This window comes from bacterium (genome assembly GCA_035505375.1).
Classification (GTDB): Bacteria; Hydrothermota; Tepidihabitantia; order Tepidihabitantales; family Tepidihabitantaceae; genus UBA2258.
Genome location: DATJQV010000040.1, coordinates 1 through 20543, shown reverse-complemented (window position 1 = coordinate 20543; position 20543 = coordinate 1). Strand labels below are relative to the sequence as shown.

General features: G+C 61.9%; 20 protein-coding genes. 8 read left to right on the top strand and 12 right to left on the bottom strand.

Annotation, left to right across the window (positions count from 1 at the left end; all coding sequences use genetic code 11):
* Both VMH22_06615 and VMH22_06610 read right to left on the bottom strand, forming a co-directional pair.
* Positions 1-198, bottom strand: a 198-nt coding sequence (locus VMH22_06615; protein ID HTW91366.1) for an NAD(P)H-dependent oxidoreductase subunit E, incomplete at its 3' end; no start/stop codon positions are given.
* Between the two features lie 26 nt (positions 199-224).
* Positions 225-839, bottom strand: a complete 615-nt coding sequence (locus VMH22_06610; protein HTW91365.1) for a redox-sensing transcriptional repressor Rex — start codon at positions 837-839, stop codon at positions 225-227.
* A 97-nt stretch (positions 840-936) separates the two neighbouring features.
* Between VMH22_06610 and VMH22_06605 the strand changes: the two genes are divergently transcribed.
* Together VMH22_06605 and VMH22_06600 are read left to right on the top strand one after the other, a co-directional pair.
* Positions 937-1152 carry a hypothetical protein gene (locus VMH22_06605; protein HTW91364.1) on the top strand — a complete coding sequence of 72 codons (216 nt, stop codon included), beginning with the start codon at positions 937-939 and terminating at the stop codon, positions 1150-1152.
* Between the two features lie 75 nt (positions 1153-1227).
* Positions 1228-1626 carry a response regulator gene (locus VMH22_06600; GenBank protein ID HTW91363.1) on the top strand — a complete coding sequence of 133 codons (399 nt, stop codon included), beginning with the start codon at positions 1228-1230 and terminating at the stop codon, positions 1624-1626.
* Here VMH22_06600 and VMH22_06595 read toward each other — a convergent pair.
* From VMH22_06595 to VMH22_06585, 3 genes are all read right to left on the bottom strand, one after another.
* The gene (locus VMH22_06595) at positions 1623-2609 is read right to left on the bottom strand and encodes a DUF4249 family protein (protein HTW91362.1); all 987 of its coding nucleotides are present in this window, start codon (positions 2607-2609) and stop codon (positions 1623-1625) included. The two genes, VMH22_06600 and VMH22_06595, sit on opposite strands and share 4 nt — an antisense overlap.
* Positions 2610-2612: 3 nt before the next feature.
* Entirely contained in the window at positions 2613-4856 is a 2244-nt protein-coding gene (locus tag VMH22_06590) for a TonB-dependent receptor (GenBank protein HTW91361.1), read from the bottom strand.
* Positions 4857-4941: 85 nt separating this feature from the next.
* Entirely contained in the window at positions 4942-5508 is a 567-nt protein-coding gene (locus tag VMH22_06585; GenBank protein ID HTW91360.1) for a flavodoxin family protein, read from the bottom strand.
* A 270-nt stretch (positions 5509-5778) separates the two neighbouring features.
* Between VMH22_06585 and VMH22_06580 the strand changes: the two genes are divergently transcribed.
* From VMH22_06580 to VMH22_06565, 4 genes are all read left to right on the top strand, one after another.
* On the top strand, positions 5779-6948 hold the full coding sequence (locus VMH22_06580) for a phosphoribosylaminoimidazolecarboxamide formyltransferase (GenBank protein HTW91359.1): 1170 nt from the start codon (positions 5779-5781) through the stop codon (positions 6946-6948).
* Between the two features lie 68 nt (positions 6949-7016).
* The gene (locus VMH22_06575) at positions 7017-7364 is read left to right on the top strand and encodes a hypothetical protein (protein ID HTW91358.1); all 348 of its coding nucleotides are present in this window, start codon (positions 7017-7019) and stop codon (positions 7362-7364) included.
* A 526-nt stretch (positions 7365-7890) separates the two neighbouring features.
* The gene (locus VMH22_06570) at positions 7891-8706 is read left to right on the top strand and encodes a hypothetical protein (GenBank protein ID HTW91357.1); all 816 of its coding nucleotides are present in this window, start codon (positions 7891-7893) and stop codon (positions 8704-8706) included.
* 289 nt (positions 8707-8995) lie between these two features.
* Positions 8996-9343 carry a VOC family protein gene (locus VMH22_06565; protein ID HTW91356.1) on the top strand — a complete coding sequence of 116 codons (348 nt, stop codon included), beginning with the start codon at positions 8996-8998 and terminating at the stop codon, positions 9341-9343.
* Between the two features lie 1449 nt (positions 9344-10792).
* On the opposite strand, the gene VMH22_06560 is transcribed toward VMH22_06565, so the two are convergent.
* The 7 genes from VMH22_06560 to VMH22_06530 all read right to left on the bottom strand — a co-directional run bounded on the left by VMH22_06560 (position 10793) and on the right by VMH22_06530 (position 18020).
* Entirely contained in the window at positions 10793-12199 is a 1407-nt protein-coding gene (locus VMH22_06560) for an MFS transporter (GenBank protein HTW91355.1), read from the bottom strand.
* The gene (gene lipA / locus VMH22_06555; protein ID HTW91354.1) at positions 12186-13139 is read right to left on the bottom strand and encodes a lipoyl synthase; all 954 of its coding nucleotides are present in this window, start codon (positions 13137-13139) and stop codon (positions 12186-12188) included. The genes VMH22_06560 and lipA overlap by 14 nt, the downstream gene beginning before the upstream one ends.
* 102 nt (positions 13140-13241) lie before the next feature.
* Positions 13242-14852 (bottom strand): 4Fe-4S binding protein, encoded by a 1611-nt coding sequence (locus VMH22_06550; GenBank protein HTW91353.1) that lies wholly within the window; start codon positions 14850-14852, stop codon positions 13242-13244.
* 279 nt (positions 14853-15131) lie between these two features.
* Positions 15132-16619 (bottom strand): DUF6029 family protein, encoded by a 1488-nt coding sequence (locus tag VMH22_06545; protein HTW91352.1) that lies wholly within the window; start codon positions 16617-16619, stop codon positions 15132-15134.
* Positions 16620-16625: 6 nt separating this feature from the next.
* Positions 16626-17162, bottom strand: coding sequence for a TlpA disulfide reductase family protein (locus tag VMH22_06540; GenBank protein ID HTW91351.1), 537 nt, complete (start codon positions 17160-17162; stop codon positions 16626-16628).
* A gap of 24 nt (positions 17163-17186) precedes the next feature.
* The gene (locus VMH22_06535) at positions 17187-17819 is read right to left on the bottom strand and encodes a hypothetical protein (GenBank protein HTW91350.1); all 633 of its coding nucleotides are present in this window, start codon (positions 17817-17819) and stop codon (positions 17187-17189) included.
* A 39-nt stretch (positions 17820-17858) separates the two neighbouring features.
* A complete protein-coding gene (locus tag VMH22_06530) occupies positions 17859-18020 on the bottom strand; it encodes a hypothetical protein (GenBank protein ID HTW91349.1) in 162 nt (53 codons plus the stop codon).
* Positions 18021-18376: 356 nt separating this feature from the next.
* Between VMH22_06530 and VMH22_06525 the strand changes: the two genes are divergently transcribed.
* Both VMH22_06525 and VMH22_06520 read left to right on the top strand, forming a co-directional pair.
* Complete coding sequence (locus VMH22_06525) at positions 18377-19912, top strand: hypothetical protein (GenBank protein HTW91348.1); 1536 nt, start codon at positions 18377-18379, stop codon at positions 19910-19912.
* Positions 19913-20214: 302 nt separating this feature from the next.
* Positions 20215-20406, top strand: coding sequence for a hypothetical protein (locus VMH22_06520; GenBank protein HTW91347.1), 192 nt, complete (start codon positions 20215-20217; stop codon positions 20404-20406).
* Positions 20407-20543 lie beyond the last annotated feature (137 nt).

Genomic DNA, 20543 nt, shown 5'->3' with positions numbered 1-20543 from the left:
GAACCGGAACTGATTATAGAACGTCGCCACGCCGAACACCTTGCTTGCGGGTATCCGCAGGTGTCGGCCGATGCTGACGACGGCGTCCTCCGAAAGAAAGCCCTGCTCCTCCTGGACTGCCTGAAGAATCGGTATCAGGCTATCCCGGCCGGCCTTCGGATAACGCTGCATAACCTTCTCAACGGTAGCGTTTGCCATATTGCCTAGACCTCTCTGACTTTCTCCTACTTGGCGAAATGCGCCACCTTCTCGATGGCGCGCATGATATCAACCTGTTCGACGTAGACCCCGGTCTTGACCGAGAGCGGCACCGGTGCGAAGTTCAGAATCCCGGTGACACCTGACTCAACCAGCGCGTCGGCCACTTCCCTTGCCTGCGATTCCGGCACGGCCACAATACCCAAGCGCGCGCCCAAAGCTCGCCCGCGCTCAGGCAGAGTCGCGATGTCACAGACTCGGCATCCGAGTATCACCCGGTCGATCTTCGCCGGGTCATTATCGAAAGCCTCGACAATCGAGATTCTTCCTCCCCGACCGGCGAGGAAAGATAGCAGGGCGCGACCGATGTTGCCGACGCCCACAAGCACAGCTCTCGTACCGTCTGGGGCATCAAGGATGCAGTCGATGCGTGCAAGCAGTTCAGCGACATCGTATCCACGACTCGGGCTGCCGGAGAAACCTACTTCCATCATGTCCCTACGCACTTGGACTGCGGATACACCTGTAAGTCCCGCGAGATCATGCGAGTAGACATGCCGGGGATGACTTTCTCCACACAGCGATAGTATTCGACGATACGCGATGAGCCTCTCGACTGCCCTACCGCTAAGTCGCTTCATATCTGTTACTCAGTTCACGCTGTTACCAATTTCACAGCAATAGTACACGCCGCCGACCCACTTGTCAACAGTCTGGTGCGGGGCGGAGTCGTGGCTGGTGGAACGTGAGGTGGGCATTGCACGGGCGCGACACGTCCTCTCTCGCCGGTTCCTGCGCCTTCGCCATCTCAAACACGAATGCGTGACCAACTCCGGCCTCGGTTTCTGCGTCACGCGTCAGACTGTCATGAAGGGCCGGAAGTCGGGTGGCGACTTCAGGCCCGGACTGCCAGGGATACAACTGGGTGGTTGCTCTCGCCAACTCCCGGAATAGTACCGGCCTCTGGGTCTCACGAGAGAGACGCGCAACAACTTGACTTACGGTCAGTCCTTGTCTAATGTCAAAGTGTTGAAACACATACTGGTGGCTGATGACGATGCCCCGGTTCGACTTCTGATCGAGAAGATACTGCAGTCGGCCGGCTATCGTGTGACCAGTGTCGCCGACGGCATGGCAGCGCTCAAGGCTGAACGCGAAGACCCGCCCGATCTGGCTATATGCGATATCGCGATGCCCGGTATCGACGGCCTGACGTTGTGCTCGTTGTTCAAGCGCAACCGGACGTTCAAGGCCCCGGTCCTTATCCTCTCCGGGCGCGTCGGTGAGAAGGACGTCCAAGCAGTGCAGAAGGCCGGCGCCGATGCGTTCATACCCAAGCCGGTCGAACGAGAGAGGCTGCTGGCCATGGTCACCCAATGGCTGGCGGTTGGCGAGAGACCGGTTTCCGACGGCGGCGTCAAGTCCTAATCGCGACGAAGGACGGACGAGAGCCGCAGGCGGCGAGCATCGAAGGCCTGGTCTTCGCCGACTTCGGAATTGAGTCCCAGCCGCTCGCGTTCTCTCCCCGCTGTTGAAGGTCCGCCCGCCGTTCGCGGTCCAGCCACCCTTGCATTCCGCATTCCGCGGTCCGGATTCCGAATTCGTCCCGTTCGTCCGATTCCGGTCGTTTCTGTCTTCACATAGACCTTAAGCGATTCACCGACACACGACCCGAACACGCCGAGCCCGCCGGATAGGTGGGTCGTTTCGCTCGCGGCTCCGCCGAACCCAATACCGCCGCCGCTGATCCAATCGAAGTAGTTGGTATCCAGTGCGCAGACCCGCAGCTCATTCAACCCCGGCTCGGCGTGGTACAGGAACACCATCTGCGGGAATCTGAAGACTAGCGAGTCGAAGTTGTTACCGGTAGTGTCGTTGGGAATCGCAAGGCTGTAGTAGGACGTGTCCTTCCCCTCGATGTCCCGGACGGACATGTAGTACCCGGCGCAGTGGCGACTGCGAGTCCAGACCATCGAGTCGTTAATCGTCACGGTATCGCCTTCACGTGGAAATAGAATCGAGAACGTATCCGGCACCACAGTGCGACCGTAGACCGTATCAAATCCGTCCTTGGCAATGCGGATGCCGAACGTGTCGCCGGGCCCAGGCAAGGGGCTGAGTTCCGGCGTAGCGTAGACATCACGCATCGGGTTTGCCAGCGGCCAGGTATCGGCGACCCGCCACACTACGCCCTTAACCCCCGGGAACGTCGTGTCGAAGGACTCTTCAATCCTGTAGGTGCGATTGACGTTGACCTGTGCGACAGGAGAGCCCGCCCTTATCAGCCCTTCCACGACCAATTGGGGCGTGAACTGCTGGGTCGGCGTCACCTCACAAGCAACCAGGAAGAGGCCCAAGCACAAGCTCAGCAGGGCTCCCCGAATCGCCAATCGCCAATCGCTATTCGTCATTCGCTAGAACCTCACCTTCACTCCCAGCGTTGGCAGGATTGGAATCATGCCGATGCTGTGCCGCACCGGCAGTCCGTCCTTCCCAATCTCCCAATAGTAAAGCAGCACGTTCTTGGCGTTGTACACATTCGTCACGTCGAGGAACGCGGAAATCTCGCCCCACTTCTTCTGCCAGGCTTTGGTAACCCCCGCGTCGAGACGATGATAGACCGGGTAACGAAACGCGTCGCGCGGCCCATTGATAAAGACCCATTCCGGGCGTCGCCACCAGTTTGGGTCAGCCGGCCGGTACTGATACTCAGGATAATAGCCGATGTCGCCGGAGTATGGCAGCCCCGTTCCGAGCGTCCACTTGGCTGACACGTCCATGCCCCAGAACAGGTGCGGGAACGACAGCACAAGGTTCACAGTGCTACGCCGGTCATAGGCCGGAAAGTAAGACTCACCCCCCGCCGTCCGCCGCGTCCACATGTACGAATAGCTGACCCAGCCATTGACCCAGCCTTCGGTCTTGCGCAGCATCAGGTCCGCGCCGTAGGAATAGCCGTTGGCCGCGAGGAGCGATTCCGGCGGCGTGAAATAGTCGCCGTACCGGGTCTCGAGCAGGTTCTGGTAGTCTTTGTAGTATCCCTCAAGCGAAAACACGACGTCGCGCTTCAGCCACTGTTCCACGCCGGCGATGGCGTGGTACGCCGTCGGCAGCGACTGGTATGACTGTACCGGCAACCACATGTCGTAGATTGAAAGCACGGCGTCGGTCGAGTTAAGCGTCACCATCGGCTGCGTGTATCTGCCTACGGCCAAGTCGAACGCTGTGTTCTTGGCCGGGAGATACTTCAACCCCAGCCGCGGTTCCGGCGCGATCCGCCGCCCTTTGGTGTAGTAACTCAGCCGGAAGCCGGGCTTCAGAAACAGCTTGTCGGGGACTATCTCCCACTTCTCGTCGACGTAGGCGGCCAAAGGCCAGAGTGTGTCGGCGGTGCCGAAGGCGGTGGTATCGTACTGAAAGCTCAGGTTGGTCCGGGTAAAGCGGCAGTCCAGCCCGAAGTCCGAGGTCAGGCGGTCGGTCTCATACCACGTCAGGTCGCTCTTGAGCGTGAGGTCAGTCAGGCCTGTCGCCATCTTGATGGTGTCAGGTGTGCCAAAGTTCACGTTGAAGCTCGAGTAGAAGTTGCTCCACGCGCCCACGACCTCTCCATACAGAATCGGGGTAAACACCCGGTTCCAGCGCAGCGAAACCCCGCGGTTGCCCCATGCGAGGTTGGCCTTCAGTCCGTTGGCGTTCGAAGGGTCCCAGAAGTCGAGCACATCCTCGGCCCCCAGTCCGGTCAGGGTGAACCGGGAGTCCTTCCAGGGCTCATAGTTCGCCTTCCCCATCAGGTCGTAGAAGTAGTAGCCGAGCCCATCGACCCCGAACGCTTTCAGCAGGATGTCCGGCAGGTACGTTCTCCTGCCGGCAATCAGGTACGAACCCGAGGGCCTGAACGCTCCGTTGAGGCTGTCGCCTTCGGACTTTGGCCCCGGAATCGGTCCTTGGACCAGCCCCTGCGCGGCAATCATCGAGGCCGATGCGTCGCCGGTGAATTCCTTCGAGTCTCCTTCCTTTGTGGTCACGTCCAGCACCGAACTCAGGCGCCCGCCGTACTTCGCCGGGAACCCGCCCGCGAGCAGGGTTGCGTCCGACACCGCGTCCTCGATGAAAGGTGAGAACAGCCCGAACAGGTGTGATGGGTTGTACACCGTGATGCCGTCCAAGAGAATCAGGTTCTGGTCCGGACTCCCGCCCCGAATGTAGAGCCGGTTCGAGAAGTCCGAAGTTGAGACTACGCCCGGCAGCAACTGAATCGTGCGGAACAAATCTGCCTCGCCGCCGACCTTGGGCAAGAACTGCAGTTGCTTGGTGTCGAGCCGCACCGCCGAGACCTCGACCTCGCGCTCGAACCGCGCCCGCTCCGCGGTCACCTTCACCTCGCCCAACTCAATCGCCCCGGGTGAAAGCTCCAGGTCCATGTTCACGGTCTGGTTCGGCCCGACCGAGACCGAGCGCGTCATGTTCTTGTACCCGACGAACGACGCGACCAACTGGTACTTCCCCTCCGGCACGTGCCCGATGTAATAATAGCCCTTGGCGTTCGTGGCTGCGCCGAAGTCGGTCTTGTCCAGGTAGACGTTGCAGAACGCCAGCGGCTCGCCGTCTTTCGCATCCCGGACGAAGCCATTAACAGCGCCCGACTGCGCAAAGGACAAACCAGAAGTCAGAAACCAGAAAAGTGAAATCAGAAAGCCGTGCCGCGGTATTCTGGTTTCTGGTTTCTGCACTCTGATTTCTGAACTATCCGGCTCTCAGTGCTTTGGCCAACTCTTTCCCGAACTCCTTCGCCGACTCATGCAGCTTCGCGTTCGTCTTCAGCTTCGCCCCATCCGGACACGGAGCAACAACGTGCTGTCCCACGTACTTGATGCCGCCGTACCGTGCGAGCCGGCTGAACATCTGTACCGCGAGGTCCGCGCCGTCAAACGCATCCCCACCCGCGGTCAGCACCAACGCCCACTTGCTGCCCTTCAGCAAATCCTCTCCGGTCAGGAGCGCGAAGCAACGGTCCAGTGCCATCTTGGTCTGGCCTGTCACGCCCCAGCAGAATATCGGGCTGGCCCAGATGATGAGGTCGGCATCAATCATCTTGTCATACAGCCCCAGCATGTCGTCGTCCTGCGCACAGCCTGCACCTTTCTTGGTCTTGGTGCAGGTGAAACACTCCTGGCAGGGATGAATGTTAAGCTCGCACAACTTCACGCGGGTGACCTTGTTGCCCTTGCGCATCCCGGCCAGCACCCAATCGGTCACGGCGCTCGTGTTGCCCGTTCGAGGGCTTCCTTCGAGCACAAGAATCTGATTCATCTGGGACTCCTTTACTCAGAAAGCTATGACAGCGGAACCACTTGTAGCCTAGAAACGTTACCATCTACGCTCTAAATGGTCAACTGCGGCACTCGTTCCTTCGTCCATCGTTCATCGTCTATCGTTGTTCGTTCCGGATCCACAATCTGCGTAATCTGCGAGTATCCGATCCCCGTCCGCAATTCTGAATTCTGGTTTCTGGTCTCTGAATTCTGATTTATCCGCGTCCTCCGCTTGACTTTGCGCCCCGCATCGCTAACGTGAACCGGCATGGATGAGATAAAGCTCCGCTACGGCGTCAATCCGCACCAGTCTCCGGCCCGCGCGTTCGTTGCAGAAGGGAAGCTGCCGTTCAAGGTCTTGTCTGGCGCACCCGGATACGTCAATCTGCTCGATGCGCTCAACTCGTGGCAACTGGTACGCGAGATGAGGGAACTGACCGGGCTACCCTCGGCCGCCTCATTCAAGCACGTCTCTCCGGCCGGCGCGGCCATCGCCAAGCCGCTCTCCGCCGAACTCGCCGAGTCCTGCTTCGTGTCCGGACTCGACCTATCGCCGCTCGCGATTGCCTACGTCCGGGCCCGGGGCGCGGACCGCCTGGCATCGTTCGGAGACTGGATTGCGCTGTCCGATACCGTGGATGAATCAACGGCCAGGGTCATCAGCCGCGAGGTCTCGGACGGCTGCATCGCGCCGGGGTACGAGCCGAAAGCCCTCGAGCTGCTCAAGGCCAAGAAGAACGGCACCTACCCGGTGCTTGAGATGGACCCGGCTTACAAGCCTTCAGAGACTGAGGCGCGCCAGGTCTTCGGCGTCACGCTGGAACAGGCCCGCAACAACGCGCTTGTCACGCCCGCGCTGCTCGACAAGGTCGTCACTGTCAAGAAGCAGATTCCGGCCGAGGCCGGCACCAACATGCTCGTCGCCACTCTTGCCCTGAAGTACACCCAGTCCAACTCGGTTTGTCTGGCCTACGACGGTCAGGTAATCGGCATGGGCGCGGGTCAGCAGTCGCGCATCGCCTGCACTCGCATCGCCTGCGCCAAGGCCGACAAGTGGCTACTCCGCCTCCACCCCAGAGTGCGGAGCCTAGACTTCAAGAAAGGCACGACCCGTACCGAGAAGGCTAACGCCATCGACCTCTACCTGGAGGAAGACGCCACCGAGGCCGAACTGAAGGCGTGGCGGCTCTGTTTCAAGACCGTGCCCGCGCCGCTCTCCCGCGACGAGAAACAGGAGTGGCTTGCCCGCTTCGACGGCGTGGCGCTGAGCTCGGACGCCTTCATCCCTTTCCGCGATAACATCGACCGCGCGGCCCGTTCCGGCGTGCGCTACGTGGTCCAGACCGGCGGCTCGTCGCGCGACGATGGCATCATCCGCGCCGCGGACGAATACGGCATGGTCATGGTCTTCACCGGCCTCAGGCTCTTTCACCACTAGCTCGTCACGGAAACCGGAAACTAAACCACAGATGAACACGGATAAACACGGATTCGGCTCTTGCCCTGATGTTTGAGCATCACCAGCAGCCCCTGCTTCCGCGCGCCGAGTTCTTCGCCCGGTTGGTCAGGAACGCGGTTATCGCCCTGGCGATGCTGGCGGCCGCGTTGGGAATCGGTATCGCCGGCTTTCTCCTCACCGGCACCCACCGCGCGGTCGATGCGTTTCTTCAAGCATCGATGCTGCTCGGCGGCATGGGTCCGGTCGGCGACCTGCAGACAGCGTCAGACCCGGCCAAGATATTTGCCTCGCTCTACGCGCTCTTCGCCGGAGTCGTCTTCCTTGTCAGCGTTGGCGTGCTGCTCGCGCCGGTCATTCACCGGCTGATGCATCGCTTCCACCTCGCCGACAAGTAGCCCTGCCCCGTCGGGATCACGCGGGCATCCCGAACACCTTCTGCCGATCGACAATTGGAAATCCCTGCGATGCCTTCAGGCATGAGCGGACGACCGGATCGGCTCGGTCAGGCTGACCATCCGTGCCGCTGCGTCTGCCAATCCGCAATCCCGCATCGGTGCACCGCAGGCCCTCAGCCGTCGGCGGATTGCCAACTCGTCCGCCCCCGACCGACAAGACTCGTGTGGACAGCGTGTATGGTCCGGTTCGGTAATCCGTGTCAGGGGACGGGACGATGTGTTGGGAAGGCAGAGACGATGTCGGATTTCCCCCCGGTTCCGTAACCTGCAAAGTTACACAAGACTGCCGGCTTTGCCCCCGGCCTGAAGCGGCCCGGGGCGGCACAGAGCTTGCATGATGCTCTCTCGTAGGTGGCCGGTGGAACTGCAGTTTATCCAGACCGCGGCCGAGACGAGAATCCGGGCAAGCCGGTCGGGTCGCGCCGGGTAGCTGACGGAAAACCCAACGGTCAGAAGGAGACAAGCAATGCGCAAAGTGAGACTGCTGATAGTCGTGGCATCCTTGATGGCGCCACTCTTCTGGTCCGGTACGCTCCAGGCGTCCGATTTGTCGAACACCAACCGGGGCAATGACGTCAACCTCGGCAGTCCCGGGCCGGGCGGCGGAATGGCGGAAGTGACTGAGATTCCCGCGACCGTAACTGAAAGCTCGGTCGTTACCGGCCGCGTCGTGGACGCCAACTGCTGGCTGTCGACTGGCGTCCAGGGCGAATCGTATCGCGACAGCGCAATCGCGTGCGCCCGCAACGGCACGCCCCTCGCGATTCTGACCGAGAGCGGCTCGCTGGTTTACCCCTTGATGGTTGATGCCGACGGCAACACCAAACCGGACATGGATACGCTGGCACCTTACGCCGAGCATTACGTACGGGTTACCGGCAGGCTCATCCAGCGCGGCAAGGAGCGCGCCATCATGGTCAGCGGGATTTCCGCCGCGCCCGAACCGAAGAAGCCGGGCACCTTCGAGGTTAAGGAGACGCCCGGCACGGAAGTTGACGGCCGGGTTGTAGACCTGGGCGCATGGATTGCGAGCGGCAACAAGGGAACTGCCGACGCGAAGATCGTGCAGGCCTGTTCAGTAGGCGGCGACCCGCTGGTCGTTGTGACCAAGGCGGGGCGCATCTACTACCCGGTTACAAAGACAATGCCGTCGAGCCCGGTCGGCACTTCGTGGCTGTCCAAGTACTGCGCCCGGCAGGTCCGCGTTACCGGCGCGACCATCGCGCGTGGCGAAGCACGGGGCATCGTCATCAGCAGCGTGGACCAGAGCAGTTCGCAGTAGGGCAAATGACCGACGGATTCCGGCCGCCTTCGTCGGCCGCGACCCGGGCCCGGGGATTGCGCCCTTCTCCGAGATAAGCGAGATCATCCCCTGTCCATGATACACCGATCCGGCCGAGGCGACGGCGCGATCGTCGGCAACGCCATCGCGGTCCGCTCGCTGCAGAAGACCGAGGTTATCCCGCAGCGGTCAGAACGGCGGTCTCCGCGTCAAGCCGGCGACGCGCGAGGCCGAAATGCAAGCCTGAGCCGGCATCGCTGAGGCGAACGCAGACTACGAAGGAGTAGAGTTGAACAAGATAGCCCATATCGAAATACCCTCAACCGACCTCGCCAAGTCCAGCGCATTCTACTCGAAGCTCTTCGGGTGGAAGATGGAACCGATGGGCGACGAGTACATCACCTTCTCCGCCGGCACGGGAATGGGCGGCGGAATATCGAAAGTGAAGAAAGCGCCGGGCGAAGGCGTGGTCGCATACGTTCTGTTCAAAGACATCGACGCCGCGCTCAAACAGGCTGTGAAGCTGGGCGCGAAGGTCGTGACGCCGGTTACCGAGATCGGCGGGGGCTGGGGCCACTGGGCTCAGTTCAAAGACCCGAGCGGCTGCACCGGCGTGGCTCTCTGGGCGAAAAAGTAACGTAGAGCCGGCCGCTCGTTGTTGGCGACCCGCTCAGGTAACTGTTGTTTGCTGCGCCTGCCAACGCGTCCGGATGTCGCGAGACGCTCCGGCGCGGGCGGGGCTGGCCCGGGTAGCTGCCTTTGTTGTTCCAGGCCGGAGCGTCATGAACGGGGGGATTTCAGGGATATCTTGCCTAATTACACGTTCGTCAAGTGTACGGCGTCTTCCATCCTTAACTCCTCGTCGCGCCGCGGCCTGAGCGCTGGCATCCAAGTCCCTCGGCAATTGTGTGACCATTGCAGATGTGAGGATAGATAACACGCGCTACGAGTCAGGCAGACGAGGGACCGACAACTAACGGCGGACGGCTTGCGGCAGACGAGAGACAGCCATCGGCGGGCGGGAATTGGCTTCGGCGCGGATGAGACGAAATCGTATCATTAGTCCTACGCGGCCTTCCGACGTATCTGGTTGCAGCTTGTGGCTTTAGGTTTGAGGCTGGAAAAACACTCCCCCACTCGGTGGATTACCTACCACGTCGTTGAGGAGGTTACGGGCAGGGTTGCTTCGTACATCGTTCGGGGAGTTATCTCCACCGCAATTCCCGGATGAACCTCCACCGCAACTCGCCGGGTTGGTCTACCGGTTGCTCTCCGGCTAGCTTTCCGGGTTAGTCTACCCGTTGCCCCATCGGTTCCTCCCCGGGTTGGCCGGACCGTTGCAGACCGGCTTACTCCGCGGGTTGCCGTCTTCGTTGCTCCCGAGGTAATTCCGGCCGTTGCTCTCCGGTTTGCTCGGAGGTTTGTGTCCCGAGTTGTTCTTCCCGCTGATGGGCTCAGTCCCCGTTTTCCGCCGACGGTCGTGCAGTAGAAGCTGAACGCGATGTGGCAGGCGATTCCTGATGCACGGGCGGGCGGGTTTCGGGGTGGCAGAAGGCCCAAGAGAACTGACGGCCTAGTGACTCTCCCCGACTGATCATAATTTCATCACCCTCGGTCGGTTAGGCCCTGTCGAGTCGCCGGAAGTCCGCATATAGGGGTCGCCTGGGAGCTAGCCCTCGAAGGAGCGTTCGAAGAAGCCATCAAGTGAGCCTTGAAATGAGCCATGAGTTGAGCTTTCAGAAGAGCTTTGACGCAAGCTTTCGACGGAGCTTTGAGACAAGCGATGTGAGAAGCGATGCGCTGAGCTTTGAGACGAGCAATGCATGGTGCGGTGTGACAAGCACTGAAGTGAGCAATGGAAGAAGCGATGAAGTAAGCCTTCAAGTAAGCCTTCTACGGTGCTTTCCGTCGAGCTTGCGGACGAGCTTCTCTACTGGTTTCTTGACTGGCTATCCGCGGAGCGGTGGAAAGTTACAGGCCTTGCGTCACGCGCAATGCATGATGCATCATGCCGGACGGGGCAGGAAAGGAGGCAGGACGGAGCGCTATTCGTCTTCCCGGTTTACTCGGGTGTCAAACCTGCGAGTCAGGGCTGGTCTTTGGGGCGCAGGCCGAGCGCGGCAAGGAAAGTGTCTTTGCCGGCGTTGAGCTGCCATAGCGCCATCGTACCCAGCTCCCGCATGGTGTGCCGCACCGACTTGGCGTCGCGTTCGCGGACGCGCAGGAGCAGCGGCAGGCTGACGAATCGGAGCAGGCCGGCGGCGAGGAACATCACGTGGTAGTTGATGAAGCTGTAGCCGCCGATCGTCGCGTGAAACTGGTGCAGCGCCTGGGCGATGACGCCGGACAGCATCGACGCGACAAACGCGCAGATGCCGGTGACCGCGCCGTAGATGGCGAAGTAGCTCTCGCGGTGGGACGGGTTGTCGGCGAGGTCGAGCAGCAGGTTCCAGAGCCCGAGGTTGGCGCCGGTCCAGACCAGCCCGTTCATCAACGCGTCGCCCCAGATGGGCAGGCGGAACGACGGCGTCGCGAAGAGCCAGAGCAGCGGCATGATGCCGACCAGCGCGAAGTTCAGCACCGTGACCGGCCTCGCGCCGAATCGGTCGATAGCCCGTCCCCAGAAGATCTGCATCACCATGCCCGTCACGCCGCCGATGATGGAGTAGACGCCGATCGCCGCGAAGGAGAAGTGGAGGTTCTTCATCATGTGGACGATGTAGAACGGCGATGCCAGCGTCCCGGTCATGAACCACATCGCGAGGAAAAGGGTGAGACGGCGGAATTGCGTCTCTTTGAGCGGGCCGATGAAGGTCTCGCGCAGGCTGAGCCGCGATCGCGGCGCCAGCGTGGGCTCGGGCTGGCGGTTTAGCAGGAGCGTGGAGACGAGCCCAAAGATCACCGCGAGGCCGAACGCCAGCGCGTAGCCGAGCGGTTCACGCCCATGTGCCTTGAGCAGGTCCATGCCGCGGCCCGCCGCGTACGCGGTGCTGACGCCGATCAGGCCGTGAATGGCGTTGCGCAAGCCGAAGAAACGGCCGCGCCTCTCCTCCGGCACGAGGTCGGAAATCCAGGACTGCCAGACCGTTCCCGCGACGTTCATGATCAGGCTCGACACGGCGACGGTAGCGAAGAAGAGCACGAGGCCCAACTTCATCCGCAGCAGCAGGAACGGCACGAGCACGATGACCACGGACCGGCCGATGCCCGCCGCCCAGATCAGGAGGGCCTTGCGTTCCCCGGCGCGCCGGACCAAGTACCCGGACAGGAAGCTGAATCCGGTAACCAGTGCGGGGATCGCGGAAAGGAGCGCTATCTGGAACGAGTTCGCTCCGAGCCAGAGCGCGAGGCCGGTGAGGAACATGCCGCCGCTCAGCGTGGAGTAGACCATGGCGAACCCGCCCTCGATTATCGAGATGCGCAGGCCGAGGCTGACCTGGGAAGAGGACAGGGATCGAGGATTCGAGGATTCCAGGGTTCTAGTGTCCTGCACTGGACCCCTCGAATCCTTGAGTCCTGGAATCCTGCCCTGCACCTGAAGCCACTTCTTCCGCGTGGAAAGAGCTGCGCACGAGCGGCCCGCAAAACGCGCGTTTGAAGCCGAGCGCGAGTGCCTCTTTCTCCAAAGTGGCGAACTCGTCCGGCGACACGTAGCGCTCGACCGGGAGGCAGCGGCGCGCGGGCTGCAAGTACTGGCCGATTGTCACGATGTCGCAGCCAACCGAACGGAGGTCGAGCAAGGCCTGCCGCAGTTCGGCGTCGGTTTCACCCAAACCGACCATCAACCCGCTCTTGGTCGTCATCTTCGGGTTGAGCCGCTTCACGGAGGCAAGAACGTCAAGCGAACGCCGGTACGAGGCGCGGGGGTCGCGCACGTGGGGCGTCAGCCGCTCAACGGTCTCGACGTTGTGACCGAAGACATCCGGCTGGGCGTCGAGCACCTGCCCGACTGCCTCTTCGCTCCCGCCGAAGTCAGGGGTCAGGAGCTCCACATGCGGGGTCAGGAGTCGGGGGTCAGGGATCGGGGACCGGACATTCTGCGTTCTGGTTTCTAGTTTCTGCCTTCTGATTTCTCCGACTGTCCGCGCAAACACTCCTGCCCCCAAGTCGGCAAGGTCGTCGCGGTCGACCGAGGTCAGGACGACGTAGCGGATTCCCAGCTCGCTTACCGCCTGAGCCACTCGCGCCGGCTCGGTTTCGTCGGTCGCGCCATGCGGGTCGCCCGTCGCCACCGAGCAGAAACGGCAATGCCGCGTGCAGGTGTCGCCGAGAATCATGAACGTGGCCGTCCCGCGGGCCCAGCAGTCGGCGAGATTCGGGCACCGGGCGGAGCTGCACACGGTGTTGATGCCGTGAAAGCGCAACCGCTCGTTCGTCGCCTCGAAGCCTGCGCCCGAAGGCACGTTCGTCCGTAACCAGTCAGGCTTTCTCATTGGTCAGGGATTTTACCACAAAGTCACAAAGGCACAACGGGAAGAGAAAGCGGACGTGGACGCCAGCTCACGGTCTGCGGTATGCGGTGTACGGTCTGCGGGCTAGACTTTGAACTTGAGGCCGGACTTGGGACAGGCCGAGACACACTCGTTGCAGCGGATGCACTCGAGCTGGTTCTGTTTCTCGTGCGGGTCGATGTCCATCGGGCAGACCCTGCGGCAGATTCCGCAGTTTGTGCACGTATGCTGACCCGAGAAGGTCAGGTGCAGCAGGCTGCCCTTGTTGAACAGCGAGTAGAGCGCGCCGATGGGGCAGATCACGCGGCAGAACGGACGCTTGACGGCGATGGCGGCGACGACCACCATGAGCAGGATGCTGATTTTCACCCAGTAGAGCCAGCCGACGAGGCTGCGCAGGGCATGGACCGGGTCCCAGACAACGAGCGGGATACCGGCGCCGAATGTGCCCTGCGGGCAGAGCTTGCAGAACCACGGTTCTGCCGTAAGGTACGAAGCCAGACCGGCCACTACCAGCAGCACTCCGAACTTGAGGAAGTTGGAAGGCAATGACACCTTGGCAATGACATCGAGTATGATGACCAGGAGGAATGCCGCGACGGCCAGAACCAGCGCAAGCGGCAGGTGAGCCAGCGGGCCCACGTGGAACGCAGGGTTGCCCAGCAACCCCAAAAGCAGCCCGGCGACGGCAGCGAACCCGGCCGCGAACCAGCGGCCGGTCAACCCGAGCAGCACGAGACCCAGGAAACCGAACGCGACTCCGTACCCGGCCTGGAACTTGAGCCAGACCACCGCCGCGAGGCCCACGGCGGCCAGAAACCCGCCGACCCACATCCGGCGCGGCAGGCCGAGCTTGCCCTTGATTGTCACGACGAGGATCAGCAGGTTGAAAGGCAACCAGGCGAAACCGAACACGCGCTCCGGCCGCAACTTGAGGAACAGGACCAGCGCCGCTCCGACAAGCGCCGTGATGATGGCTATGGCGGCAAACGACAGCCAGCGCTTGTCCTTCGCGCGGGCGCCGACCCTTATCTTGTACAGCAAGTCCTGCCACATCCCGAAGGGGCAGATCCACGCGCACGCGGCCCGGCCGATAACCGCTCCGATGATGATGAACACGCCGAGCGGCAGCCAGGGCAGAAGCTTCATGCCGATCATCTGCTGGGTCGAGCCGATGGGGCAGGCAAAAACTGCCAGCGGCCCGGCGTAGCAGTGCAGAATCGGCTCGGGCACGTACTTGAAGAACCCCTCGTAAAGTATCTTGTTCTGCGCGTAGGCGGCGATGTAGGCGTTGAGCATCACCGCCGAGGTTATCTGGACAACACGGAACGGAGCGACCCGGCGCCGCAGGAAAACGACCGCGCCGAGCATGATGAGTGAGAATGGCAGCCAGCCGAAGGCTAGCACCCGGCCGAACGGCATCCGCTGGCCGAAACTCAAGAACAGGGCCGCGATCACGCCGGTAAGCGAGATGACTGCGAACGAGAGCCAGCGGTTGAGCGTCGTGGGGCGCCCGAGGAACAGGGCAAGGAAGAGCCCGAGTCCGAGCATCGAAGCGAGGCCGTAGTAGGCCACGCCCCAGTCGAAGTGGGCCAGGAACTTGAGAAGCAGCGTTGCCAGAAGCGCGGCCCCGCCGATGCTTGAGAAGACTGCGACGCGCGTCCGCGTGCTGATTCCCATTTCATTCACTGCCATGTGCGAACCTTAGCAGGCAGGCGTACCGGACAATTGAGATTTCAGAACGCGGAAGTCAGAATGCGGAATTGCCGGGCATTCCGAACTCTGAATTCTGGTTTCTGACTTCTGAATTATCCGTGCTCCTCGGACATTGGGGCTACACGAGCCCCATGCAGGAAAGTCATATCTGGGCCGCGAAGCGGTGGATCGTTTCCGGGTTGCCGGCCTTGATGCCCAGCACGACCACCACCAATCCCACGACCGCCAGAATGACGAAAGTAACCTTGCGCTTCAAGGCTAGAACCGGCTGATTAGCTGGATCTTGGCGCCGGTAAACGGCGACTCAAACCGGCACACGCCGCCGGAGCAGGTGTAGCCGCCCTTTTCCCCGCCAACGCGCACGCGCAGGACGTTGCGGTCGGTGATTGACCAGACCACCTCAGCAATCGGCCACGATTGTTGGCCCGCGTAGCGGATGTTCAGTTTCTGGTCAACGTACTGCCAGCCAACCGTGAACAAGAGCGCCTGGTCCGGGCCGTAGCTCAAGGTCAGGTCCGACTCGTGGTACTTCGGAGGAGACGAGGGGTCGTCGGTCCGCCGCTCGGTGACGAAGTTGTACTGTTCCTCGAGAGTTACTGTCTGCCTGCCCGCGAGATAGTTGATTATGACCGCCGGTTGGTTCGTACCGCGGCTGGGTACGTGCAGTTCCACGTTCTGCTGCACCATGTGGTCGAGCGACGCCTCAAACGTCCAGTCGCTGCCAAGAGAGTAGCGGGACTTACCCTGCCACTCGACGACGCCGGTGGAGTCAGTGACCTTGTGCTCGTACAGCCGGCCGTAGTCTCCCTGTAAGAAGAGCGTGCCGACCGGCGTGGCGGTGACGTCGACGCCGAAGCCCTTCTCATCCGCGCCCTGATTGACCGACACGCCCGACAGCACCGGGGTCGGCGGTTCGTTCCAGTGATAGGTTCCGGTCGGGAACGCCATCCTGTCATAGTCCATGTACTGGCCGACAATCGAATAGCCCGAAAACGCGGTAGTCGCGCTCAGATAGTACCCGAGGCCCTTGTCGCGCCCGCCCGGGAAACCCGGCTTGGTGCCGAGCCGCTGGCAGATTTCGCCGTAAAGGTCGACCGGCCCCGCCGTGGCCGAGACATTGCCGCCGTAGAGTTCGGTAAAAGCCTGGGGTGTGACCTGCTTGGTCGAGTCGCGGTTGATCCGGACGTAGCGCGCGCCGAAGCTACCCCATTTGAACGGTCGGGAAGACAAATCCGCGCCCAGCACCTGATCGGTCGTGTCCGCCGCGTTCAGTATCTGGTAGGCGTCCTGCTGGTAAAAGAGGTCGCGCATCCTGGCTCCCAGCAGGACGACGTCGGTCGAGAACGGCAGATGCGCGGTGCCGCGCAGCCCGTTCAGGCTCTTGTAGTGCCGGAAGTCGTCGTCCGAGTAGGCGCGCAGCGTCAGCCCCTTGCCGAACGTCTGGTAGAACTGACCGAACAGGATTTCCAGTTGCTTGGGGCTGTAGGCGACGGTGTAGTCGAACAGCCGGAGCGGCTTCTTCAGCGCGGTCCAGGGCTGCGACGGCTCGTACAGGAACAACCCGAGCCCGCCGTTCAGGTCGCCGTACTTCATGGTCATGTCTACCTTGTCTTCGGCGTGGGTCGCCCAGCTGTCCTTGTAGGCCCAGAACTCGGCGCGGTTCACGCCGCCGATTGTGAGGTTGGCCCCGTAGGCAACCGAAGCGACGGCGAACAGGCAGGCGAGGCGGATGGCTTTCGCAGTCACCGCCGGCTACTTGCTGTTTCCCGCCGGTGTTTCCTCGGCGGGTTTCTCCGGCAGCCACTTCACGAACTCGGTCGCCAGTTCGTTCTCGTCACCCTTCTTGTACCCGATGTGGGTCAGGACGATCTGCCCCTTCATGTTAATCAGGTAGGCGGTCGGCTTGACGACGATGCCGTAGGCGTTCTTCACGTCGTTCTGGCCGTCAAGCAGGCAGATGTAGGGCCACTTCTTGCTCTTGACGAATGCCTTCACCCGGGCCTCGTCGGCCGGCTTGTCCACCGAAAGGGCGATTATCTGCATCCCGCGGTCCTTGAGCGAGTCGTAGACCGGCATCAGGGCATCGAGCTCGGCGATGCAATTGACGCAGGGCAGGTCCCATGATTCCATGTAAACCGGGCCTACCGACAGCAGGCTGTCCAGCGTGATCGAAGCGCCGGTGACGTCGGTGAGCGTGAAAGCGGACGCCTGCTCGTACTCGGGCTTCTCGACCGCCGCGCCGAGGCCGACGGCGAACAAAAGGACAACGGAAAGCAGCGCGAATCTCATGATACTCCTTGCATCATTTGCTCATCAGAAGCGGAACTTTGAAACCGACTGCATTACCCGCAGGCTCGACGTATCCTGCACCAGGACCACCACGCCCAGGCGCGAGCGGTTCCAGTGCCGCACGCTGCCGTCCAGCGTGTCCCATGGCGCCGTGGTCAGAACCGTGTCGAAGTCGCTGCCGAAATGGAGCTTCAGCGGTACGCCCCAGCCGAGAGTGTCGCCGATGACACAGCGGCCGCAGAACCGCGCGTAGAGCGAGTCCCCGCCGACCAGCGACTTGAAGGGCGCGCTGTCCTCGAAGACCACCGCGGCGAGCATCAAGCTGCTAATGTGGTCGACCGAAGTGTCGGTGGCCGTGATGTGAATCCCGACGTGCACCAGGGCCGAATCCACCCTGGTGTTCGCGGTATCGATCGCCATCGACAGCACGGAACTGACCGACCGCGCCTGGCCGGCCATGCCCTTATAGAGCGAGAAAAACGAGTCCACGTTGGGCTCCTGCGGCGCCCGGTAGAACCCGTCGAAGAAAGCGCTGGGCCAGAAGCCGTCGACATTGTACCGCCGGCCGCGTTCATTTCCGGCCGGCGACGAAAGCTCGGGGTGGAGGGGCGACTGATACCACACCACGTACGAGAGCGAATCGTTCGAGGTCACCATCAGGCTGTCCAGAGACCGCTCCGCGGTCTCGCAATACTGTCACTCGGTGGTCGAGAACAGCTCGCTGAACACCTGCCGGCTGGCATGAAAGGTTATGAGCGGCGCCTGCGAGCAGCCGGCGGTGAGCGCGAGCAGCGCAGCCAGCACCGCGAAACCGGCCGCCTCGCGTACGTGCCGGGACTTGAATAGCTTGTTCGACATGAACTTAATCATAGAAACGTGCTCGGGCGGTGTCAAATCAGACCGCCGCCCTTGAATCCGGAATAGATGGCAACGGACGAATGACGAAGCTCGAAACACGAGCTCCGCGCTGTCGGACTTCAATCGTCATTGGCCTCAACGGCCCCTGTCGGACAGTGCGTGTTTCGTGCCTCGGACTTGGAACCGTCCCTTCCGGTTTCGTGTCTATGTGCATTTGTGGTGCGCTTCCGTGTCGGATTCAGGGCTTGTCGTGCTGCTTGACGGCGGCCCTTTTTCGACCTAGGCTTCTTCGTAACGATGATCGCCCGGAGTCAAAGCTCAATGCACCGGCACTGAAAGTCCGGGCGGGCGCCGTGATGCGCCGGCTAGTCTTCCACCCGCTCCTGATCGCCGCGCTGCCGGTTTTCTACCTCTATTCCTACAGCGTCCGCCAGTCATTTGTCGCGCCGAAAGACGCGGTCCTGCCGCTGATCTTGTCTGTCGCCGGGGCTGCCGCGCTCTGGCTGGTGCTCTGGCTTTGCATCCGGAACGCGGCCAAATCCGGGCTCATCACTACCATCGTGGTTACGGTCTTCTTCCTCTACGGCGCAATCTCCGGCCTGGTTGCTCACGTCTGGTCCGGACTGCGCTACTGGGAACTGGCGTGCCTGCTGCTGACGCTCATTGTTCTCGCCTCTTGGCCCATAATCCGGACCCGGCGCGACATGGCCGGCGTCAGCCTGGGCCTCAACGTCGCCGGGGCGTTCCTGATACTGTTCAACATCGTCACCAGCATACCAAGTACCCTTGCGGCGTACCGGGCGTCTACCAGCCGGCCGCGTGCCACGCCCGCGGTCGAGAAGGGACACTACCCGGACATATACGATATCATCCTCGATGCCCACGCGCGGGCCGACATCCTCGCTTCCATGTACCACTACGACGACACCTGGTTTGTGGATAGCCTTCGACAACTCGGGTTCTATGTCGTGAGCCAGGCGCGGACGAACTACCCCCAGACGTACCTTTCGGTCGCGTCCACGCTCAACATGACGTACCTCGACAGCCTGGCCCGGGCGGTCGGCCCGCAGTCCACCGACCGTCGCCCGCTGCTCCGATTCGTCGTTGATAACAGAGTCATGCGGGAGCTGCGCAGCAGGGGATACCGCATCGTCAGCTTCACGTCCGGCTACACGGGCACGGAATTCGAGAACGCGGACATCCACCTTGCCCCGCGCTGGGTGTCGAGCGAGTTCCTGTACGTGCTCCTCGTCAACACGGCGCTGGGGCCGGGGCTGCTGCGCGACCTGGGCCTCAAGTACTGGGCCGATCAGCACCGGGCGAGAATCAGATACGTGCTCGAACATCTGCCTGACGCGGCCCGGATGGACGGGCCTGCGTTCACCTTCGCGCACATGATCTGTCCCCACCCTCCCTTCGTGTTCGGTCCGCACGGCGAGCCGCTCAACGGGTCAAACGCGTCCAAGCTGGCGGACGCCAACCACCTCCACCACATGGACCCAGCCCTCGTGCAGAAATACGTCGCCGACTACCGCGGCCAGGTAGAGTTCATCGACCATGCGATACTCAAGGCCATCGGCGGGATACTCGCGAATTCCCCGACTCCGCCGGTGATTATCGTCTATGGCGACCACGGCCCGGGCAGCCGCTTCGACCTCGACGACCTGTGGAAGTCCTACTTCCCCGAGCGGATGGAGATACTCTACGCGATCCACCTGCCGGACCACGACTACCGCGGCTGGTACGACTCGCTCTCCCGGGTCAACACCTACCGTCTCCTCTTCGACCGGCTGTTCGGTGATACCCTCTCCCTGCTGCCCGACCGCAGCTACGTCGCGACCTGGAAGCAGCCCTACCAGTACTTCGACGTAGACACCTTCCTCCCCCGCTGACCGCCCCCCGCATCGGGACCGGCCGGACTCCCCTAATCCGACGTTGAACCACGAAGACGCCAAGAGCACCAGGCAGACAAAGCCCACACCCATTCGTTTCGTGGCCCTAGTGTCACGTAGCTCGATATCGGTTCTGGGATCTGGAAAGCGCCTTGACTCCAGCGGGGGAGTTCCTATAATCCCGCCATGGTCAGGGTCGGCGACGCCACGCGCTGCGCCTTGTACTTGTTGTCGAGCAAGACGCGCGTGCCGGACTTCGCAGCCACCGTGGGGCAATCACGAGAGCGAGCAAGGGAGGCGCTGTGAGCGACAGTGAGAAGAAGAAGTGGAGCAAACCGAGGCTAATGATCTATGTCAAGACGGGGATGGCAGAGCGGGTCCTTGCCAACTGCAAGCACAGCTACCAGTCATTCAATGGGCCGGGTGGTCAGTATAACATCTGTACCGTGTACACGTCCTGCGTCGGCCGCTGCTCGACATCAGTCGGCAGCTAGTGTAGTGCGTCACACGCTTCTTTGCATTTGGCTATCTTGCGCATGATGCTTTCGACGGTGGCGATCCAGACGAATATGTGCGGGTTCTGGTTGCTGGTGGCGATGTAGTCCGCGATCGCCTTCTTCAGAACAGGTAC